We start from the raw sequence: 19,839 nt of genomic DNA on the forward strand, positions 1-19,839 counted from the left end.
TAATAACTGTACTGACTGGTCAGTCTAAAAATTGATGAAAGGAGGAGAAAAATTGAAAGCATTTAAAGTGGCAGCAAAAGAAATAGAAAAAATAATAAAAAGTAGGTTTATAAGGGTTGCAGTTATTGTTGTTGCTTTTATGCCTTTGCTTTACAGCTTTCTATATTTATACGCCTTTTGGGACCCTTATTCTATGTTAGATAAACTCCCGGTTGCAGTTGTCAATGAAGACAGAGGCGGAGTATACAATGGCAAACAAGAAAACTTTGGGAATGAAATTGTACAAAAGTTAAAAAACAACAAAGAATTTAAATGGGATTTTGTAGATTATAAAAAAGGTATTGACGGAGTTAAAGGAAAAAAATATTACTTTATGATTGTGATTCCCGAGGATTTTACTCAAAATATTACAAGTGTTGATTCTTCTACTCCCAAGAAGGCTACTATTGAGTATATAACTAACGATAAGAAAAATTTCCTTGCAACACAAATTGGCAATAAAGCTATAGAAAGTCTTCAAACAGAAATAGCAAATTCTATAAGAAAAGGATATATTGATGCTCTTTTTAAAAGTGTTGATGAATTAGGCAGTGGTTTAAAAGAAGCTTCAGAGGCAGAGAATAAACTTGCAACAGGTACGTTAGAATTATATGATGGTGCACGCAAATTAAACGAGAGTATGAGTGCCGCATTAGATGGAAGCAAACAAATAAAAGAAGGCGTATTAAATTTAAGAAATGGCCTTAATCAAGCGTTAAATGGTTCTACAGCTTTATACAATGGAGCAAGTCTTCTTTCGCAAAAATTTTCTGATGCAAGCAATACAGAAGCCTTGTTAAGTGGAATGAATTCATTACAAAATGGAATAGCAGGAATTAATCAAGGATTAAATGATGCTTCTAATAGTGCTATTAAACTAAAAGATGGAATCAATTCTCTTGTCAATGGATATAATCAAGTAGGGCAAAATGTTTCTTCTTTCGCCGACAGTATTTCACAACTGGGAAGTGGCTTGAGCCAAATTTCTACAGCTTTAGATAGTGCGCAGGTTGCTTTGAAAGATTATATTGCAAAACACCCTGAAGCAAGTAGCGACCCTGAACTACAAAAAGTCCTTATTGCGATTGCATATTCTAATGCAGGGATTGATAGCATGAGTCAAAACTTAAATAGCGGTTTGACAAAAGTTCAACAATTAAACACTGCTCTTGCACAATTGCAGGAGGCTTCCAATACAATTAATAATGGTATGGATTCTTTAGCATCAGGTCTTTCATATATGTCTCAAGTGTCCAGCCAACTTGTAGACGGTTCAAATAAATTGTACAGTGGCGTAGCCCAGCTTAGTGTAGGCATAAATACAGCGGGAGAAAAATTAAAAGAAATTTCAAATGGCTTATATAGTCTCAATAATGGGATAAAAAGTTTAAGCGATGGATCCTCAAAATTATATAATGGTGCTAATTCTTTATATAATGGTATGGCACTTCTTAAAGATGGAACTAGGCAATTTGCAGATGGAGCAAAAAGTTTATATGATAATCAGAGGCTTTTAGCGCAAAAATTAGGTGATGCGTCTCAAAAAATAGATTCATCAGGAATTACAACGACTAAAAAGGATATGATTAATGAACCTATAATACTTGATACTAGAAGACTTTATCCAGTTAAAAATTATGGAATTGGGTTTGCACCATATTTTATACCTCTATCCTTGTGGGTGGGTTCATTAATACTCTTCTTCTTGATAGATATTTTTGATAAGGAAAAATACGAAGGAATGAACAATGTTTCTATACAATTAGGAAAATTTATGTCTTTAGCATTAGTAGGTATCTTGCAATCGGTGGTATCAAGTTTTGTACTTGTAGAAGGGCTAAAATTAGATGTGCATAATTTATTCTACTATTACTTAATAAATGCTGTGATGTCTCTCACTTTTATCGCTATAATTCAGCTTTTTGTAATGCTATTTGGCATTGCAGGTAAATTCTTTGCAGTAGTATTATTAATGCTTCAACTAACCTCATCAGGAGGAACTTTCCCAATGGAACTTTTACCTAAATTTTTCAACGTAATAAATCCTTATTTGCCTATGACATATGGAGTTGCAGGACTTAGGGAGGCAATATCTGGGAACAATATTAGCGCAATACTGCACAATATCTCTATAATTGCAGGATTTGGAGTGCTGTTCTTAGTGTTTATAATACTTTTAGCAGAAAAAGCAGATAAAATGGAGATAACGCAAAGGCTAAAGCAAATATAATTTATAGGGCTGCTTTATAGTAGCCCTATAAATTTAAAATTTACATATAGTGTATGTGTTAACAACATATTGACAACAAAAAAGCTATAATTTATAATAAATACAAAGGAAAACGGTTGCGCAAAAATTTGCACAAGGAAATGTGTACATAAGTACATTTATCTTTTTGTGACTTGTGAAAGCGATTGCTTAAAAGAGATGGGGGTGATATTGGAAAAGAGCTTTTTGAAAGATTTTTAGATAAAAACATAGTGGAAAGGGGGATTATAATGTTTAATAAAAGAATATTAGGGTTTTTATTGTCATTTCTTTTAATTTTTACAGCAGTGTTTGGCTCAATGCCTATGGAATTTGCAAAAGCTGAGACAGATACAGCACCAGCGACTGCTGTTGTGGCAGGCAATTTTCAGTCAAAACTTGGGGATACCGACTGGAAGGGCGACAGCAGCATAACAGTAATGACATATAAAGGCAATGGTTTTTATGAATACACGACACATACTGCATTACCTGCAGGTGATTATGAGTATAAAATAGTTTTGAATGGGAGTCAGTGGATACCAGATGGTTTTGGAAATAATTTAAAATTTCATCTTGATAAAGACTCTGTAGTGACTTTTTATTACAATTACAGTACTTCAAGTGTTACTGATTCTACAAAATATACACCAATTCCGGAAGAAAAACTTCCAAGAATTGTAGGTACTATACAATCAGCAATAGGAGCAGGTAGTGACTGGAGTCCAGAAACTTCTACAGCCGTAATGAGGGATTACAAATTTAATAATGTATACGAATACACTGCAAACGTTCCAAAAGGAAATTATGAGTTTAAAGTGACTTTAGGGCCCTCATGGGATATAAATTATGGCTTAAATGGTGAACAAAATGGGCCAAATATTCCTTTGAATGTAGCCTATGATACTAAGATTACATTTTACTATGATTCGGTTTCACATAAAATATGGACGGATTATAATCCACCTCTTACAGGACCTGATAATAACATATATTATGACGATTTAAGACATGACACTCATGACCCATTCTTCCGCTCGCCTTTCGGTGCAATAAAAACGGGAGATACTGTGACATTAAGAATACAAGCAAGAAATCACGACCTTGAGTCAGCTAAGATTTCCTATTGGGATGATATTAAGAAAACAAGAATAGAAGTACCCATGTACAAAATCGGTCAAAGTCCTGATGGGAAATATGAATACTGGGAAGTTAAGTTAAGCTTTGACCATCCCACAAGAATTTGGTATTACTTTATACTTAAAGACGGGACAAAAACTGCTTATTACGGAGATAACGATGAACAATTGGGGGGTGAGGGTAAAGCCACAGATACTGTAAATAAAGACTTTGAACTTACTGTATATGATAAAAATTTAGACACCCCTGATTGGATGAAAGGTGCAGTAATGTATCAGATATTTCCTGACAGGTTTTACAATGGAGACACCTCAAATGACCATGCAAGAACTTTGAGTCGAGGAAGTGACCCTGTAGAATTCCATGATGACTGGTACGAACTTCCTGATAATCCAAATGACAAAGATAAACCCGGTTACAAATATGACGGTATATGGAACAATGACTTCTTTGGAGGTGATTTAAAAGGAATAGATGATAAACTTGATTATCTAAAAGAACTTGGAATATCAGTAATTTACCTTAACCCAATTTTTGATTCTCCTTCAAATCACAAATATGATACTGCTGATTACTCAAAAATAGACCCTATGTTTGGAAATTTAGATGTGTTTAAAAAACTCATGGAAGATGCCCATGCAAAAGGGATTAAGGTAATACTTGATGGCGTTTTCAACCATACGAGTGATGATAGCATTTACTTTGATAGATATGGGAAATATTTAGACAAAGGACTAGGCGCTTATCAGGCATGGTTGCAAGGAGATCAGGCAAAGTCTCCATACGGTGAGTGGTATGAAATAAAGCCTGATGGAACATATGAAGGATGGTGGGGATTTGACAGCCTACCTGTCATAAGGCAGATAAATGGCAGTGAGTACAACGTTAAAAGCTGGGCAGACTTTATCATAAATAACTCTGATGCGATATCTAAGTATTGGCTAAATCCTGATGGAGACACAAATGCAGGTGCAGATGGATGGAGATTGGATGTAGCAAATGAAGTATCCAATGACTTTTGGACACATTTTAGAAATTCCATTAATACTGTGAAATCGAATGCACCAATGATTGCAGAAGTTTGGGAGGATGCATCATCTTATTTACTTGGAGACTCCTTTAATTCGGTTATGAATTACCTTTTTAGAAATGCAGTAATTGACTTTATATTGGATGAATCATTTGATGATGGAAATGTGGTTCATAATCCTATAGATGCGGCAAAACTTAACCAAAGGCTTATGAGTATATACGAGAGATATCCTCTTCCAGTATTTTATTCTACTATGAATCTTTTAGGTTCTCATGACACCATGAGAATATTAACGGTATTTGGATATAATTCTGCTGATGAAAATCAAAATTCTCAGGCTGCTAAAGACCTTGCAGTCAAAAGGCTTAAACTTGCCGCAATATTGCAAATGGGCTATCCGGGAATGCCTTCTATTTACTATGGCGACGAGGCAGGACAATCCGGTGGAAAAGACCCAGATAACAGGAGAACATTCCCCTGGGGAAGGGAAGACAAAGATCTCCAGGATTTCTTTAAGAAAGTCGTAAACATAAGGAATGAAAATCAAGTTTTAAAAACAGGAGACCTTGAGACACTTTATGCAAATGGCGATGTTTTTGCCTTTGGAAGAAGAATTATAAATGGAAAAGACGTTTTTGGAAAATCTTATCCTGACAGTGTGGCGATTGTTGTAATTAATAAAGGTGACGCAAAACAAGTTTCAATAGATACCACTAAATTTATAAGAGATGGTGTGACATTTACAGATGCCTTAAGTGGCAAGACATATACTGTTAATGATGGACAAATTGTTGTAGAAGTTGGATCAATGGATGGAGCTATACTCATTTCAGATCCAGGACAGAATTTGACGGCACCTCAGCCAATTCAAGACCTTAAAGCAGTCTCAGGAAATGGCAAAGTAGACCTTTCATGGAGTGCAGTAGACAGAGCAGTGAGTTATAATATCTATCGTTCAACAGTTAAAGGAGGACTATATGAAAAAATAGCTTCAAATGTTACGCAAACCAGCTATACTGATACAGAGGTTACCAATGGTCTAAAGTATGTGTATGCTGTAACAGCCGTAGATAATTATGGAAATGAAAGTGCTTTAAGCAATGAAGTCGAAGCATATCCAGCATTTCCTATTGGCTGGGCGGGAAATATGAATCAAGTCGATACACATGTAATAGGCGTAAATAATCCAGTTGAAGTGTATGCTGAAGTATGGGCAGAAGGGCTTACAGATAAACCTGGCCAAGGGGAAAATATGATAGCGCAACTTGGCTACAGATACCTTGGCGATACTGTAGGATATGCTGTGTACAGTGACGTATATAACGGAGTGGAAGGTGTTGCTATAAATAGTGACTGGACGTGGGTTGATGCGCAATATGTAGGGGATTCTGGAAATAATGACAAATACATGGCTAAATTTGTACCTGACATGGTAGGCACATGGGAATACATTATGAGATTTTCTTCTAACCAAGGTCAAGATTGGACACAGACAGATGTTAAACAATTTACTGTAGTTCCATCTAATGATTCAGTTCCTCCAACTGTTCCAGTCTTACAGCAACCAGGAATTGAATCCTCAAGAGTTACACTTAACTGGAGTCCGTCAGCTGATGATGTTGCTATTTACGGCTACGAAATCTATAAGTCTTCAAGTGAGACTGGCCCATTTGTGAAAATTGCTACTGTATCTGACAGTGTGTATAACTACGTAGATACAGATGTAGTAAATGGCAATGTGTATTATTATAAAGTTGTGGCAGTTGATACCTCCTATAATAGGAGAGCATCAAATACAGTAAAAGCGACACCTGACATAATACCTATAAAAGTGACATTTAATGTCACAGTGCCTGATTATACCCCTGATGATGGAGTAAATATTGCTGGAAACTTCCCGGATGCTTTTTGGAATCCAACTGCTCAGCAAATGATAAAGACTGGACCTAACACATACAGTATTACACTTACTTTAAATGAGGGTACAAAGATTGAGTATAAATATGCGAGAGGGAGCTGGGATAAAGTAGAAAAGGGCGAATACGGAGAGGAAATTGACAATAGGAAGGTAACTGTTACCAATCAAGGTTCAAATACAATGGTAATAAATGACACAGTACAAAGATGGAGAGATTTGCCGATATATATTTATTCTCCAAAAGACAACACTACTGTCGATGCAAATACGAGTGAAATAGAGATTCGCGGCAATACTTACAAAGGTGCGAAAGTAACTATAAATGATGAATCTTTTGTGCAACAAGAAAATGGAGTATTTACAAAAGTGATTCCTTTAGAATATGGCGTAAATACTATCAAAATACATGTAGAGCCCAGTGGCGACAAGAATAATGAACTTACAAAAGATATAACAATAACTGTTACAAGAGAAAAGCCCGGCCATGAGAGACAACCTACGCCTACTTCACCAACAGAACCATCGGAGGAAGTCTCACAAGGCAGAGTAGTTGTAGAAAATAACACAACAATTCTTAAAGTAGACGAAAACAAAGTGGCAAAAGACATAAAAGACACTTCAAAGCAAGAAATACAATTTGACCTAACAAATATAGGAACTACACCTCAAAAAGCATTAGAAATACCTGTAACTGTGTTTAATTTAATAGTAGAATATAACAAAAACGTAGTAGTAAAATCAGAGGAAGTAGCCCTTCAATTTGATGCAAAAACTTTGACAATCTCACAAGAAGCAATTGACCTCATAAACAAAGCAGGAACAATAAAACTTAACATACACAACAAAGGCAAAAAGGAAGCATCAACTTTCGAGCCTGTAACAGATGCCTATGACATAACAATAAAAGCAGGAGACAAAGACATAAAAATAGGGTCACCTGTAAAAATGACATTTAACATAGAAGGTGCAAAAGACATAAGGAAAGTAGGAGCATACTACTTAAACGAGACGACAAATCAATGGGAATACATAGGAGGAAAAATTGACAGAGAGACAAACACAATAACATTTGAAGCGAAACACTTCTCAACCTATGCAGCTTTTCAATACAACAAACAATTCAAAGACGTATCAAAAGACAATTGGGCATATGACGTAATAAATGTACTGGCATCAAGGCACATAATAAAAGGGATAGATGAAAACACCTTTTTACCAAACAAAAAAATAACCAGAGCAGAATTTGCAGCATTAATGACAAGGGCATTAGGGATAGAAGAGAAGCCTTACAAAGGACAATTCAATGACGTAAAAGAAGGGGCATGGTATGCAAACGCAGTAGAAGCAGCATACAAGGCTGGTATAATATTAGGAGACGGTAAGAATATGAGGCCAAATGACCCAATAACAAGAGAAGAGATGGCAGCAGTAATAATGAGAGTATACGGAAAGCTTGTAGAGTACAGAGAGGACAACATAGGCAATACCACTTTCAGTGATAACAACAAGATAAGCGAATGGGCAAAGAATGCAGTAGCAAATGCAGTAAAGCTTGGTATAGTAAAAGGATATAAAGATAACACCTTCAGGCCAAAAGAAAACGCCACAAGAGCAGAGGCAGCAGCTATGCTTTACAGAGTCTTAGAAAAAACGGGAAATATATAAGTGAAAAAATGCGCCTTTTCTGGCGCATTTTTTCATTGGTTGTTTGCCACCTATGTGCGGCAGAAAGTACATACAGGAGAAACAGAAGGAAAACCGCATACCTGACAAGTTATTTTTGGAGGACGTGCAGAAATTGCAAAGACCTACTTGCCATTGCCTTACTTCAACAAAATTTCCTTAAAAAATTTACAAAAAAATAGTATTATATAGTTGAAAGAACTTAAGAGGGAGTGAAAAATTTTGAAAGAAATACAAGCAAAAAAAATTACTGAAATAGTAAAATTGCTATGTATTGAAGCTAATTATGAATTACCTCAAGATATATTTAAAAATTTAAAAGAAAGAATAAAAGAGGAAATAAGCCCTTTAGGTAGAGAAATTTTAAAAGATATAATTGCAAATGCTGAAGTAGCAAAAACACAAAGGATGCCTATATGTCAAGACACAGGAATAGTAATAGTTTTTGTAGAGATGGGACAAGAAGTACATATAGTAAATGGCAGTTTAGAAGAAGCGATAAATGAAGGGGTAAGACTGGGGTATGAGGAGGGGTATTTGAGAAAGTCTGTTGTAAAAAGTCCAATTTTACGAATAAATACAGGTGATAATACTCCTGCAATAATCCATTATCATATTTGTAAAGGTGATAAATTTTCAATAACTGTAATGCCTAAAGGGGCAGGGAGTGAAAACATGAGCGCTTTAAAAATGCTGAAACCTTCTGAAGGAGTAGAAGGAATTAAGAGTTTTGTTATAGAAACAGTTGAAAAAGCTGGTCCAAATGCTTGTCCTCCATTAATAGTAGGAATAGGTATTGGAGGAGACTTTGAATATGCTCCATATCTTGCAAAAAAAGCCTTGTTAAGAGATATAGGGCAAAGAAATCCAGATAAAATGTTAGCTAAATTAGAGGAAGAATTATTGCGAGAAATAAATATGTTGGGAATTGGCCCCCAAGGCTTAGGTGGAAAAAACACTGCTCTTGATGTTCATATTGAAACTTATCCTACCCATATAGCTTCTCTTCCTGTAGCTGTCAATTTAGGATGTCATGTTACAAGACATGCTACTTTTATATTATAGTATGTAGGAGGTAATGAGATGTATAAAAAAGTAAATACGCCTTTGACTGAAGAAATAATAGACCAGCTTAATGCAGGGGACTTAGTATTGTTATCAGGAGAAATCTATACAGCAAGAGATGAAGCTCATAAAAGAATGATAGAGTCATTAAAGAAAGGAAGGGAATTACCTTTTGAGATAAAAAATAGTATAATTTATTATGTAGGGCCATGTCCTCCTAAACCGGGACAAGTTGTAGGAAGTTGTGGCCCTACCACAAGCGGAAGAATGGATAAATACACACCGGTATTAATTGAATTGGGATTAAAAGGCATGATAGGAAAGGGGTATAGGAGTAAAGAAGTCATAGAAGCCATGAAAAGGTATAAAGCGGTCTATTTCACTGCTATAGGAGGAGCAGGAGCATTATTGGCACAAAAAGTAAAAAAAGCTGAAATAGTGGCTTATGAAGATTTAGGTACGGAGGCTATCTATAAATTTTTTGTTGAGAATTTCCCTGTTATTGTTACTATAGATATTTATGGCAATAATTTATATGACATTGAAAGAAAAAAATATAAAACTAATTTAAAAAGGTGATAAAAATGGCGCTTTTACCCTTGAAAGAATTGTATTTAGAGTGTTTACATTGTACAAAATGTGACCTTAGTAAAACGAAAACTAATATGGTTTTTGGAGAAGGAAATTTAAGGGCAAAAGTTATATTTGTGGGAGAAGGACCAGGAAGAGATGAAGATTTACAAGGAAGACCTTTTGTAGGAAGAGCTGGCCAACTTCTTAATAAAATGCTAGAGGAGGTTGGATTAAAAAGAGGAGAAGTCTATATTGCTAATATAGTAAAGTGTAGACCACCAAACAATAGAGTGCCTTTGCAAAGTGAAGTTGACGCATGTTTACCTTATTTAAGAAACCAAGTTGCAATAATAGCTCCTAAAATAATAGTATGTCTTGGAGCGACTGCAGCAAAGGCTATAATAGACAAAAATTTTAAAATAACGGTAATGAGAGGCCAATGGTTTGAAAGAAAAGGCGTCAAAATAATAGCAACTTACCATCCAGCTGCAATTTTGAGAGACCCTGAAAAATTAGAGCCTGCAATGGAGGACTTTAAAAAAATTAAAGAGGAATTAGATAAGTTATTGTAATTTGTTCATAAGCGTAGAGGAATAAAAATTTAGGAAAAATGAAGTTGATATTTTTATACTACTGGAATGAGTTTGACTCTTTTAGTTCCACTTTTAAGATTGTATGATTAGAAGTTAAATAACGAATAGGAGTTTCTTGACAAAAAGCTATAGGCTTTTTTAGAAGATTATGGTTCTTATTAACAAGGTATAAATTTTTTAGTAGTCTTTTTTTGTGGTAATATAAATCTTCTTGTTTACAAACAGTAATAGATGTTAAAATCGATGGAGCTGTGAGCAAACCAATGTAACGGAGTGATTTTGAAAAAGTAATCTGATAAAACCGGTACGGATAAGAATCAGAAAAATAGCAACTGGAAAAGTTAAAAATAGGAATTACATCCTGAAGAGCTTTAGGAAGTTTGCCTTTAATATCATCAAATAAAGGCTGTACTGAAGAAGTAGCAGCGAAACTAAAAGGTGAGGATAATTCACTTACTTCAACATAATTTTGTATTTGAAAAAGTTTAAATATAGAACCTATTTTAAAAAGGGCTAAAGCATAATCATAACCGAAGGAAACGGCAGCACCTCGGGCTAGTTGTATTAATGGTGTAAATTCGTAAATTTTACCGCAAGTTTGTGGTAAAAAATCTTCAGTTAAATAAACAGCTTCATTTTCAACCCAATATATTCCTGGAGAATGAGGGGCAAAGAAATTTTTAAGCTGTTGTACATAAGGTGATACTGCAACCACAAAATTGTCAGCTATTAATAATGATTTTTCTCGTTTATGAAAACCGAGATGTGGGTAATTTTGGGATTTTAGTATTATTCCTTGGTTAAATTTGTTTATTGTATAAACTGCTTTGTTCTCTTTTTCTGGATAAACCAATCCAAAAGGTGTAATTATGGAAATTACTTTAGCTTTTTTAATTTGATCTTCGTTTTCTTCTAATTTTTGCAAAAGCTTTTGTGGAGCTACTTGCAAGATTTTAACTGATTTTTGTAAATTTTGAGGATAAACAGAAAAATCACTAAATTGTTCTGGGACAAGCCTAAGATGGATTATTGAACTCGTCTTATTTTCTGGTGAAAAAGAAAAGGGCGGGGTAAAATAGATTTTACTGACATTTTTTTTAGATAAACCCAGGACAGTAAGACAATGTTGTAATTCGTTTAAAAAAGTTTGTGAAGAAAATTTTCTCTCGTACAAAAGATATTTACCTGACCCAGCAATAATAGTTCCGTGTTGACCATTTATAAAAATTCCTAACGTAACTTTCAAAAAAATACCTCCTTTTCATGGTAGTAATCCCAATATAGTTTTTCTAGCGGCACGTAAATAGTTCGATAACCAAAACATTGGGGACCAACTACATCTAAAGCTTTATTGATTCTGAGTCGAAGTGGTGCCGGCAGACCTAGAAGCACTAGAGGCTGACCTTCATAAATTTCATTGTTATTTACTGGTTTAAGTTTATTTAGATCAATTGCGGAAATTAAATCGGGTACACTAGCGGCTATATGACCATTTTTGAACGCAAGTAAATTCTCATATTGAAAAAGAAGTTGTAATTCTTCACCTTTTGGTGAGATTAGTGTTGCTGCTTTCCACTTGGCAGTTTCATATGCGGATATATTTTTTATGGTACCTTGAAAAATTTCGACTATAGGACCATAAAAAGAATTAGAAGTTACCTCTAAAAGCAAGTTGAATAGCTCGTGGTAATTATCAGCATGTAAAAAGCATTCACCTATTTCACGGGCAAAAGTTAGAGTACTTGGAAGTAAAACTTTTTTTAATACGGAACCGGAATAAGGAAAGCCTGCAAAATAACCAACTCCTCCTTGTTGGCAAACAATCTGGCGCGTATTAAGTTCTAAAAGAAATGTATCTTGCTTTTCAAGGAACAGATGCACGTTATAACTGCCATCAACTAGTACCAAAGGGGTAACAGGTAAGTTTTCAAGATGATAAGTAGTCATTTGTAGTTCGGGGAAAGCTCTTCCCATAGCATCACCATCAATAACTGGCAAACCAGTTTGAAGTGCTGCTAAAAGTGGATAAAAGATATTAACTCCTGCTCCTTCAACAATTGAGATTCCATTAAACTGGAACCCAGTATATTTTTCTAATTCCTCAATGGCAATACTAGCTTCTTTACCCGAGGGTAAATTTTCTTCACATAATTCCGGTGAACCTAAAAGACCTATACCGCAGAAAAAGTTACTTTCAGACAATTCATCAAGGGTTAGTAAAGGAATAACACGGTTTTGTAAAGCTTTATCCAGTACGGATGCCAAAAGTTCACTTTTTCCTCCACCACCCGAACCAAGAAAAATACTGCCATACCAAAGTGGTTCAATCCAATCAGAGGTAATTTCTTGCATATTCACACCTACCTTATGCGATATTTTTTAAGCCAACGATAAAGGGTTGCTAAACTAATGCCTAATTCTTGAGCAATCAATTTTTTTGATTGTGTAGATTTGCCATATTTAGCTAATAAAATTTCCAATTGATTTTTGAGCTGTTCATCTTCAATAAATGAATGTTCGCTTTTAACGTTAGTAAACTGATATTTATTAAAGGATACGCCATTTTGTAAGTACTTCGGTAAATACTGTGGAGTGATTATATCGTCTTTACAAAGTGAAACGGCGTAAGTTACTACATTCTTTAATTCTCGTATGTTTCCTGGCCAGCTGTAATTCTGAAGAATTTCAATAGTTTCTGGACTGAAAATTTTAAATGGTTTATCTTGTTCAAGACAGATATTTTTTAAATAAAAGTCTAAAAGAAGAAGGATATCATCTCGGCGCTCACGTAGTGCTGGTATGTAGACTGGGAAAACACTTAAGCGGAAAAAAAGGTCTTCTCTAAATAATTTAGCATCAATTAATTCTTTTAAATTTTTATTAGTTGCTGCAATAACCCTTATATCAACTGGACGAGAAATAGTAGCACCAATTCGTTCTACTTGTCGGTCTTCCAAAACCCGTAATAATTTTGCTTGTAATGGTAAAGGCATGTCTCCAATTTCGTCAAGAAAAATTGTTCCGCCATTAGCAAGTTCAAATTTACCCGGTTTGCCACCGCGACGAGCACCTGTAAATGAACCATCTTCATAGCCGAAAAGTTCGCTTTCAAGAAGGTTTTCAGGGATTGCGGCGCAGTTTATGGCAATAAAAGGACCATCTTTTCGAGGACTTAAGTGATGAATATAACGAGCAAAAAGCTCTTTGCCTGTACCACTTTCACCTTGAAGAAGTATTGTATGCTCAGTTGCAGCTATTTGACGGATGAGTTTTTTTATTTCAGTAAAATGATAGTTTTTACCTATAATAGCAAAAGAATAATCTTTGCTTGATGGACAAAAATTTACATTTTTTTGGAATGATTTGATTTTCCAGATTATTAAGCCTATTGGTTTATCATTTTTTACAAAGAGGTGATAATAAAAATTTCCCCATTGAGTTTTTATAAATCCTTCTGAATCATTGGCATCACCCAGTTTTTCCCAAATATCAGATGGAGAGAGCTGAACAAAAGAAGAATTTTGACTTAAGATTATTTGCCCTTTGTTGTTGAAGAGGTAGAATTCTATGTTTGATTGTTTTGCTAAAAATTGCAATGTCTGTTCTAGTAATAAAATGTTATGTGTTTTTTGTTCAGAAGCGAATGATGTTTCTAATACAATCTGCAAAAATTTAATGATTGAGGCAGGCGTTATTTTTAAATTTTTGCTACGTTTTTTAGGTAAAGCAACCAAAAAATTGTTCTTTTCTATTTTAAAAGAAAGTATTAAATCATAAGGGCAATTGTTGATATTTGGACAAGTGGGAGTACATGGTGGTGACCAAACATGATAGCCTGCTTTTGAAGGTGATATAAATGATAAACATTCTTTCTGAAGTTCGGTTACAAAACCAAAGGTTTCTTGAAGAGAATCAATCAAATTATTTCTCATAAATTTTATCACCGCTTTAAAATGAGAAATTTTGAGAAAAAGTGAGAATAAATGAGAAAAATACAGTGAATGCGTAAAATATAAACCGATTTATTTATTACAATTCTAATTCAAAGAAAACTTTATGTCAACATATTTTATCAATTATACACTCTTAAACGTTTTATTTTTCTCTCTTTTTAACTGATAACTTAAAAACAAATTGGCACGATATTTGCTATCTAATTTATTCAGAAATTTAAAGTTTTATAACTTTAAAGTAAAAAAGAAAAGATGTTTTGGAACAAAAAAGCAAACAAGATACCAAAGTATTGAATGAATCTTACAAGTTTAATTAAAAAATATCAAGATAGGGGGTCGTTATTGTGGAACAACATGCATTGGATCCGATTCCAGAGTCAGAAAAGAGACCATGGTATAGTATAGCCCTTATATGGGCAGGATCAATGATATGTGTATCATCTTTGATGGTAGGGGGAGCGATAGTCCAGGGCATGCCACTATTAGAGGCTATAATTGCTGGAGCTATAGGTTATACAATAATAATTGTATATATGACATTTCAAGGAATGCAGGGTGCTGACTTAGGTGTTCCCACCGTGGTTACGTCCTCATCGGCTTTTGGCAGAGAGGGGGCACGGTTTATAATTTCTGCTATTCTTGCAATATCCTGTATAGGATGGTTTGGAGTACAAGCAAGTGTATGCGGAGCTGCGTTTTCTCAAATAATGAACATGTGGCTTGGGATTTATATACCTGTATGGTTAAGTGGATTGGTATGGGGTATTATTATGCTAGTGACTGCTGTATATGGCTATAAGGCACTGGAATACTTAAATTATATTGCCATACCAGCGCTCGTATTTCTCTCTATAGTAGGTCTAATACAGGTTTTGACAACATTCGGTATAGAGAATTTGATAAATTATGTACCAAAAGATCGCTATTCCTGGAGTTATGCGATTGGTTTGGCTGTTGGAGGATTTGCAGTAGGAGGCGTCATTGCTGCTGACTTTTCAAGATATGCAAAAAGTAGGAAGGATGCTTTGACATCAGGACTTGTGGGTGTCTGGCCAGCGGGGATGTTTCTACTTGTAGTTGGGGCACTCCTCACTGTAGTAGCCGGTACATATGACATAACAATTGCTTTAGCTCAATTAGGGCTGGGATTTGTGGGTGCTGTAATCCTTATTTTGGCTACATGGACTACCAACACGGTAAACGCCTACTCAGGGGGGCTAGCTATTGTAAGCCTTTTTAACATGGAAAATAAATTAAGACCACTTATGACCTTTATAGCCGGTGCTATAGGCACTGTCCTTGCCATCATGGGCATATTAAACTATTTTACTTCTTTCCTTACTGTACTTACTGCAAGTATACCGCCTATTGCCGGTAGCATGATTGCGGATTACTGGATATGCAAAAAAGGAAATAGAAATATGTGGGAGGCTGGTATTGTAGATATTAACTGGATAGGAATAGCATCATTGGTTATAGGCTTTATTGTGGCATTGTTTATGAAAACAGGTATTTCAGCCATAAATGGCATAATATCTTCAATGGTATGCTATTTGGTATTGTATTATGTATTGAAAGTGTCAAAATCAGCTACTGCTTTGCATTGAGGAAAAAAATAGAAAGAAAATGGTTATGCATATAAAACGATAGTTTCCTTTTAGGGTCTTTGGGGTATCTCGAAATTTAATGTTCGGAGTTGTATAGTTTTTATATTTCAATATATCTTTACAAGGAGGTTATAGAAAATGAAGAAAGATATAGAAAAATTGGAGAAAATCGATTTACAAGCGGTGGAAGATATCGCAGTAGGGGCTGCTCTTCTTGGAACTGGGGGAGGAGGAGACCCTTATGTAGGTAAGCTTATGGCTATTCAATCTATACAAAGAAATGGTCCAGTAGAACTTATTGATGTGGAGAACATACCTGATGATGCATTAGTTGTTCCCGTGGCAATGATGGGAGCGCCGACAGTATTGGTAGAAAAGGTTCCTTCAGGAAAAGAGATTTTCAAGGCTTTCGATAGTCTCCAAAGTTTTCTTGGAAAGGAAGTATATGCAGTTCTTCCTATTGAAGCTGGTGGCGTTAATTCAATGATACCTATTATGGTTGCAGGTGAAAGAAAGGTACCATTGGTAGATGTAGATGGTATGGGAAGGGCTTTTCCAGAGTTGCAAATGGTAACATATCATCTTTATGGAGTTTCTGCAACACCTATGGTTTTAGCAGATGAAAAAGGTAATTCTATACTTTTACATACTATCAATAATTTCTGGACTGAAAGCCTTGCGAGGAACGCTACAGTAGTTATGGGTGGATCAGTTATGATAGCAATTTACCCGATGAGTGGAAAAGATGTAAAACAAGCAGGAATAAGAAATGTTGTATCTTATTCAGCACAAATTGGAAAAGCGATACGCGAAGCCCGCAAAAAAGGTGAAAATCCAATAGAGGCGCTTTTAGAGGTAACAGGTGGCTATATGCTTTTTAAAGGCAAAATTTCTGATGTGCAAAGGCGTACTACGGGTGGATTTGTTCGTGGAGAAGCTCATATAGACGGAATTGACCAATACAAAGGGGAAGCAATGATTATTGATTTCCAAAATGAAAATTTAATAGCACGTCGCAATGGGAAAGTTGTAGCTACAGTGCCTGACTTGATTTGTACCGTTGATGCCCATACAGCCTTACCTATAACCACCGAAGGATTACGTTATGGACAGAGAGTATTTATTATAGGAATTCCGTGTGATGAGAAGTGGAGAACTGAAAAAGGTATAGAAACAGTTGGTCCGCGTTACTTTGGATATGATGTTGATTATATACCTGTAGAAGAACTCAATAGAGGTTAAAAGGAGGTAGGAAAAAATGGAATATCGTATTGGAATTGATGTTGGTGGAACCAATACTGATGCAGTTTTAGTAGATGAAAATCTGGAATTAGTAGAGAGTGTTAAAGTACCTACTACTAAAGATGTTTCGAGCGGGATATTTGAAGCAATGAATAAAGTATTATATAAAAGCAAGATAGACCGGAAAAAAATAAAATATGCAATGTTAGGAACAACCCATGCTACGAATGCGGTTGCTGAGCGCAAAAGGCTTTGTAAAACTGCAATTATTCGAATTGGTAAACCCGCAACCGCAGCAATTGCTCCACTAGTTGATTGGCCTAAGGATTTAGTTGATGCAGTAGGAAATCACTATTACCTAATTGCCGGCGGAAATGAATTTGATGGTAGAGAGATAAGTCCATTGGATGAAAATGAGCTTCGTAAAATCGCCAAAGAAATTAAAGGCAAAGTAGAAAGTATTGCAATAGTATCTGTATTCTCTCCGGTTAACAATAAACATGAATTAAGAGCAAAAGAAATATTACAAGAAGTTCTTGGGGAAATACCAATATCTCTATCTCATGAAATTGGTTCCCTTGGCCTACTTGAAAGAGAAAATGCTACTGTTTTAAATGCTGCTTTAGTTGAAGTTGCTCGGACAACTGCTAATAGTTTTAAAGATGCTTTGAAAAGAGAGGGCCTTACAGAAGCTAAAATATATCTTTGTCAAAACGATGGAACTTTAATGTCGATTGATTATGCGATGCGTTATCCTATCTTAACAATTGCTTGTGGCCCTACAAACAGTATGCGTGGAGCAGCTTTTCTTAGCAAACTAGAAAATGCACTAGTACTTGATGTTGGTGGAACTACAAGTGACATTGGAGTAATTTCTCAGGGATTCCCTAGAGAATCTTCCATTGCCGTAGAGATTGGTGGAGTGCGGACAAACTTTAGAATGCCTGACTTAATTTCGCTTGCACTTGGCGGTGGTACTATCATTCGAGAAAAAAACGGCGAAATTAAGATAGGTCCTGAAAGTGTAGGATATAGAATTACCGAAGAGGCTTTGGTATTTGGAGGGAAAACCATAACTGCTACTGACATTGCAGTTCGTTTGGGATTGGCAGAAGTAGGTTCCAAGGAAAAAGTAAAAGATATACCTTTAGAATTTGCTAAACGCGTATATGCCAAAATGCAAGAAATGGTTAATGAAGCTATTGACAAGATGAAAACTAGTAAAGATCCACAACCTCTTGTGTTGGTTGGTGGTGGAAGCATTATTGTTGGTAATGAAATACATGGTGTAAGTGAAATAATAAGGCCGAATAATTTTGGAGTAGCTAATGCTTTAGGTGCTGCTATAGCCCAAGTTAGTGGAGAAGTAGACCGTATTTACTCTTTGAGCGAAATGAGCAGAGAAGCAGCATTAAATGATGCTAAGCAACGCGCAATAAATGAAGCAATAAAAGCAGGAGCTAATCCTGACACAATAGAGATTGTTTACGTTGAGGATATACCTTTAGCATATCTTCCAGGAAATGCGGTTAAAATTAGAGTTAAAGCTGCAGGTAGTTTAATTTAACAGACTTTAACAGCTCATATTCATCTTTTATATGAGAGATATGAGCTGCCAAAGAGATGGAAGCCAAGTCTGGTGGGGTCACTTACCTTACGAGTGGTAAGGCTGAAAGGGCTTGAAATTACGCCTGCGGAGAGTATTATAATGCTCTATGAAGCAGGAAGCCACTTCCTATAACTTTGAAAAAACAAGGAGGGCTTTTTATGAAACTAAAAATTATTGTACCGATTACTTCGGATGAATTTAATGAAGAAGTTAAAAGGGAAATCAAACACTATGTAGATCCTGATGATTATGTTGATGTTGAAAATTTGGATTATGGTCCAGCATCCATCGAATGCGAATATGATGAAGCTATGGCTGTGCCAGATATCTTAAATAAAGTAAAGAAAGCTCAAGAAGAAGGATTTGAGGGTATAGTTATTGATTGTTTCGGGGATCCAGGGGTACATGCTGCTCGGGAACTTGTTGATATACCCGTGTGTGGTGGTTTCGAACCTCCTATGCAAATTGTGTTAGGACTTGGCCAAAACATTGGTGTTATTACAGTTTTACCGAATGTTGTTCCGATGTTGCACGATTTGGTTGCTAAAATGGGAATAGAAAAGAGGGTAAAATCGATAAGATATGTAAATATTCCGGTGTTAGATTTAGGAGACAAGCAGAAATTAGAGGATGCTTTATTTAAGGAAAGTTTGGAAGCTATTCAAAAAGAAAATGTTCACGTTATTGTATTAGGTTGTACAGGGATGATGGGAGTAGCTCGGAATCTAATGAACAGGCTAAAAGAAAAGGGTTATGATGTTCCGGTAATAAATCCGGCCTTTGCTGCAGTAAGAATGGTTAAGACTTATGTGCGTATGGGATTAAAGCACAGCCGGTTGACCTATATGATTCCACCAGTAAAACTATATACTTGGTGGGAAAAATAGTAAAAAAGAGTTGGGGTGGGTATTTTTTCTGCACCCACTCTTATTATAATATAACAGAATTTGAATAACGAATAAGAAAAGGTATCAGAAATTGAGTGTAAAAAATTATGACTATAATAGTTGCAGATTGTTGTAATTAGGAGTATTTTAAAGCATAAATAAGTATAACACATGTAATTGCGAAAAATGATTTTATATGGCCTTTTACAGGTATTGAAGTAGAAACATAAAAATGATATATTAATAAAC

The 19,839-nt window shown here is 35.4% G+C and carries 12 protein-coding genes; 9 read left to right on the top strand and 3 right to left on the bottom strand.

Annotated features, from left to right (window positions below; translation table 11 throughout):
* Positions 1-52 precede the first annotated feature (52 nt).
* The 5 genes from TMATH_RS00625 to TMATH_RS00645 all read left to right on the top strand — a co-directional run bounded on the left by TMATH_RS00625 (position 53) and on the right by TMATH_RS00645 (position 10,271).
* Positions 53-2,269, top strand: a complete 2,217-nt coding sequence (locus TMATH_RS00625; protein WP_013149577.1) for a YhgE/Pip domain-containing protein — start codon at positions 53-55, stop codon at positions 2,267-2,269.
* A 269-nt stretch (positions 2,270-2,538) separates the two neighbouring features.
* Entirely contained in the window at positions 2,539-8,043 is a 5,505-nt protein-coding gene (locus TMATH_RS00630) for an alpha amylase N-terminal ig-like domain-containing protein (protein ID WP_013149578.1), read from the top strand.
* Positions 8,044-8,283: 240 nt separating this feature from the next.
* On the top strand, positions 8,284-9,126 hold the full coding sequence (locus TMATH_RS00635) for a fumarate hydratase (protein ID WP_013149579.1): 843 nt from the start codon (positions 8,284-8,286) through the stop codon (positions 9,124-9,126).
* An 18-nt stretch (positions 9,127-9,144) separates the two neighbouring features.
* Positions 9,145-9,705: a Fe-S-containing hydro-lyase gene (locus TMATH_RS00640; RefSeq protein ID WP_013149580.1), complete on the top strand. Its 561-nt coding sequence runs from the start codon at positions 9,145-9,147 to the stop codon at positions 9,703-9,705.
* A 5-nt stretch (positions 9,706-9,710) separates the two neighbouring features.
* Positions 9,711-10,271, top strand: coding sequence for a uracil-DNA glycosylase (locus TMATH_RS00645; protein ID WP_012994245.1), 561 nt, complete (start codon positions 9,711-9,713; stop codon positions 10,269-10,271).
* A 58-nt stretch (positions 10,272-10,329) separates the two neighbouring features.
* Here TMATH_RS00645 and TMATH_RS00650 read toward each other — a convergent pair whose 3' ends face one another.
* The 3 genes from TMATH_RS00650 to TMATH_RS00660 are packed head-to-tail and all read right to left on the bottom strand — an operon-like array spanning position 10,330 to position 14,224.
* Positions 10,330-11,538: a hypothetical protein gene (locus tag TMATH_RS00650; protein WP_013149581.1), complete on the bottom strand. Its 1,209-nt coding sequence runs from the start codon at positions 11,536-11,538 to the stop codon at positions 10,330-10,332.
* On the bottom strand, positions 11,535-12,644 hold the full coding sequence (locus TMATH_RS00655; RefSeq protein ID WP_012269777.1) for a DUF917 domain-containing protein: 1,110 nt from the start codon (positions 12,642-12,644) through the stop codon (positions 11,535-11,537). Before TMATH_RS00655 ends, TMATH_RS00650 begins: the two co-directional genes overlap by 4 nt.
* An 8-nt stretch (positions 12,645-12,652) precedes the next feature.
* Complete coding sequence (locus TMATH_RS00660) at positions 12,653-14,224, bottom strand: sigma-54 interaction domain-containing protein (protein WP_198002293.1); 1,572 nt, start codon at positions 14,222-14,224, stop codon at positions 12,653-12,655.
* Between the two features lie 365 nt (positions 14,225-14,589).
* On the opposite strand from TMATH_RS00660, the gene TMATH_RS00665 reads away from it, so the two are divergent.
* From TMATH_RS00665 to TMATH_RS00680, 4 genes are all read left to right on the top strand, one after another.
* The gene (locus tag TMATH_RS00665) at positions 14,590-15,852 is read left to right on the top strand and encodes a cytosine permease (RefSeq protein WP_013149583.1); all 1,263 of its coding nucleotides are present in this window, start codon (positions 14,590-14,592) and stop codon (positions 15,850-15,852) included.
* A gap of 138 nt (positions 15,853-15,990) precedes the next feature.
* On the top strand, positions 15,991-17,094 hold the full coding sequence (locus tag TMATH_RS00670) for an S-methyl thiohydantoin desulfurase family protein (protein WP_012269774.1): 1,104 nt from the start codon (positions 15,991-15,993) through the stop codon (positions 17,092-17,094).
* 16 nt (positions 17,095-17,110) lie between these two features.
* Positions 17,111-18,661, top strand: a complete 1,551-nt coding sequence (locus TMATH_RS00675) for a hydantoinase/oxoprolinase N-terminal domain-containing protein (protein WP_013149584.1) — start codon at positions 17,111-17,113, stop codon at positions 18,659-18,661.
* 200 nt (positions 18,662-18,861) lie between these two features.
* A complete protein-coding gene (locus TMATH_RS00680) occupies positions 18,862-19,590 on the top strand; it encodes an aspartate/glutamate racemase family protein (RefSeq protein ID WP_013149585.1) in 729 nt (242 codons plus the stop codon).
* Positions 19,591-19,839 lie beyond the last annotated feature (249 nt).

This window comes from Thermoanaerobacter mathranii subsp. mathranii str. A3 (genome assembly GCF_000092965.1).
Taxonomy (GTDB): Bacteria; Bacillota; Thermoanaerobacteria; order Thermoanaerobacterales; family Thermoanaerobacteraceae; genus Thermoanaerobacter; species Thermoanaerobacter thermocopriae.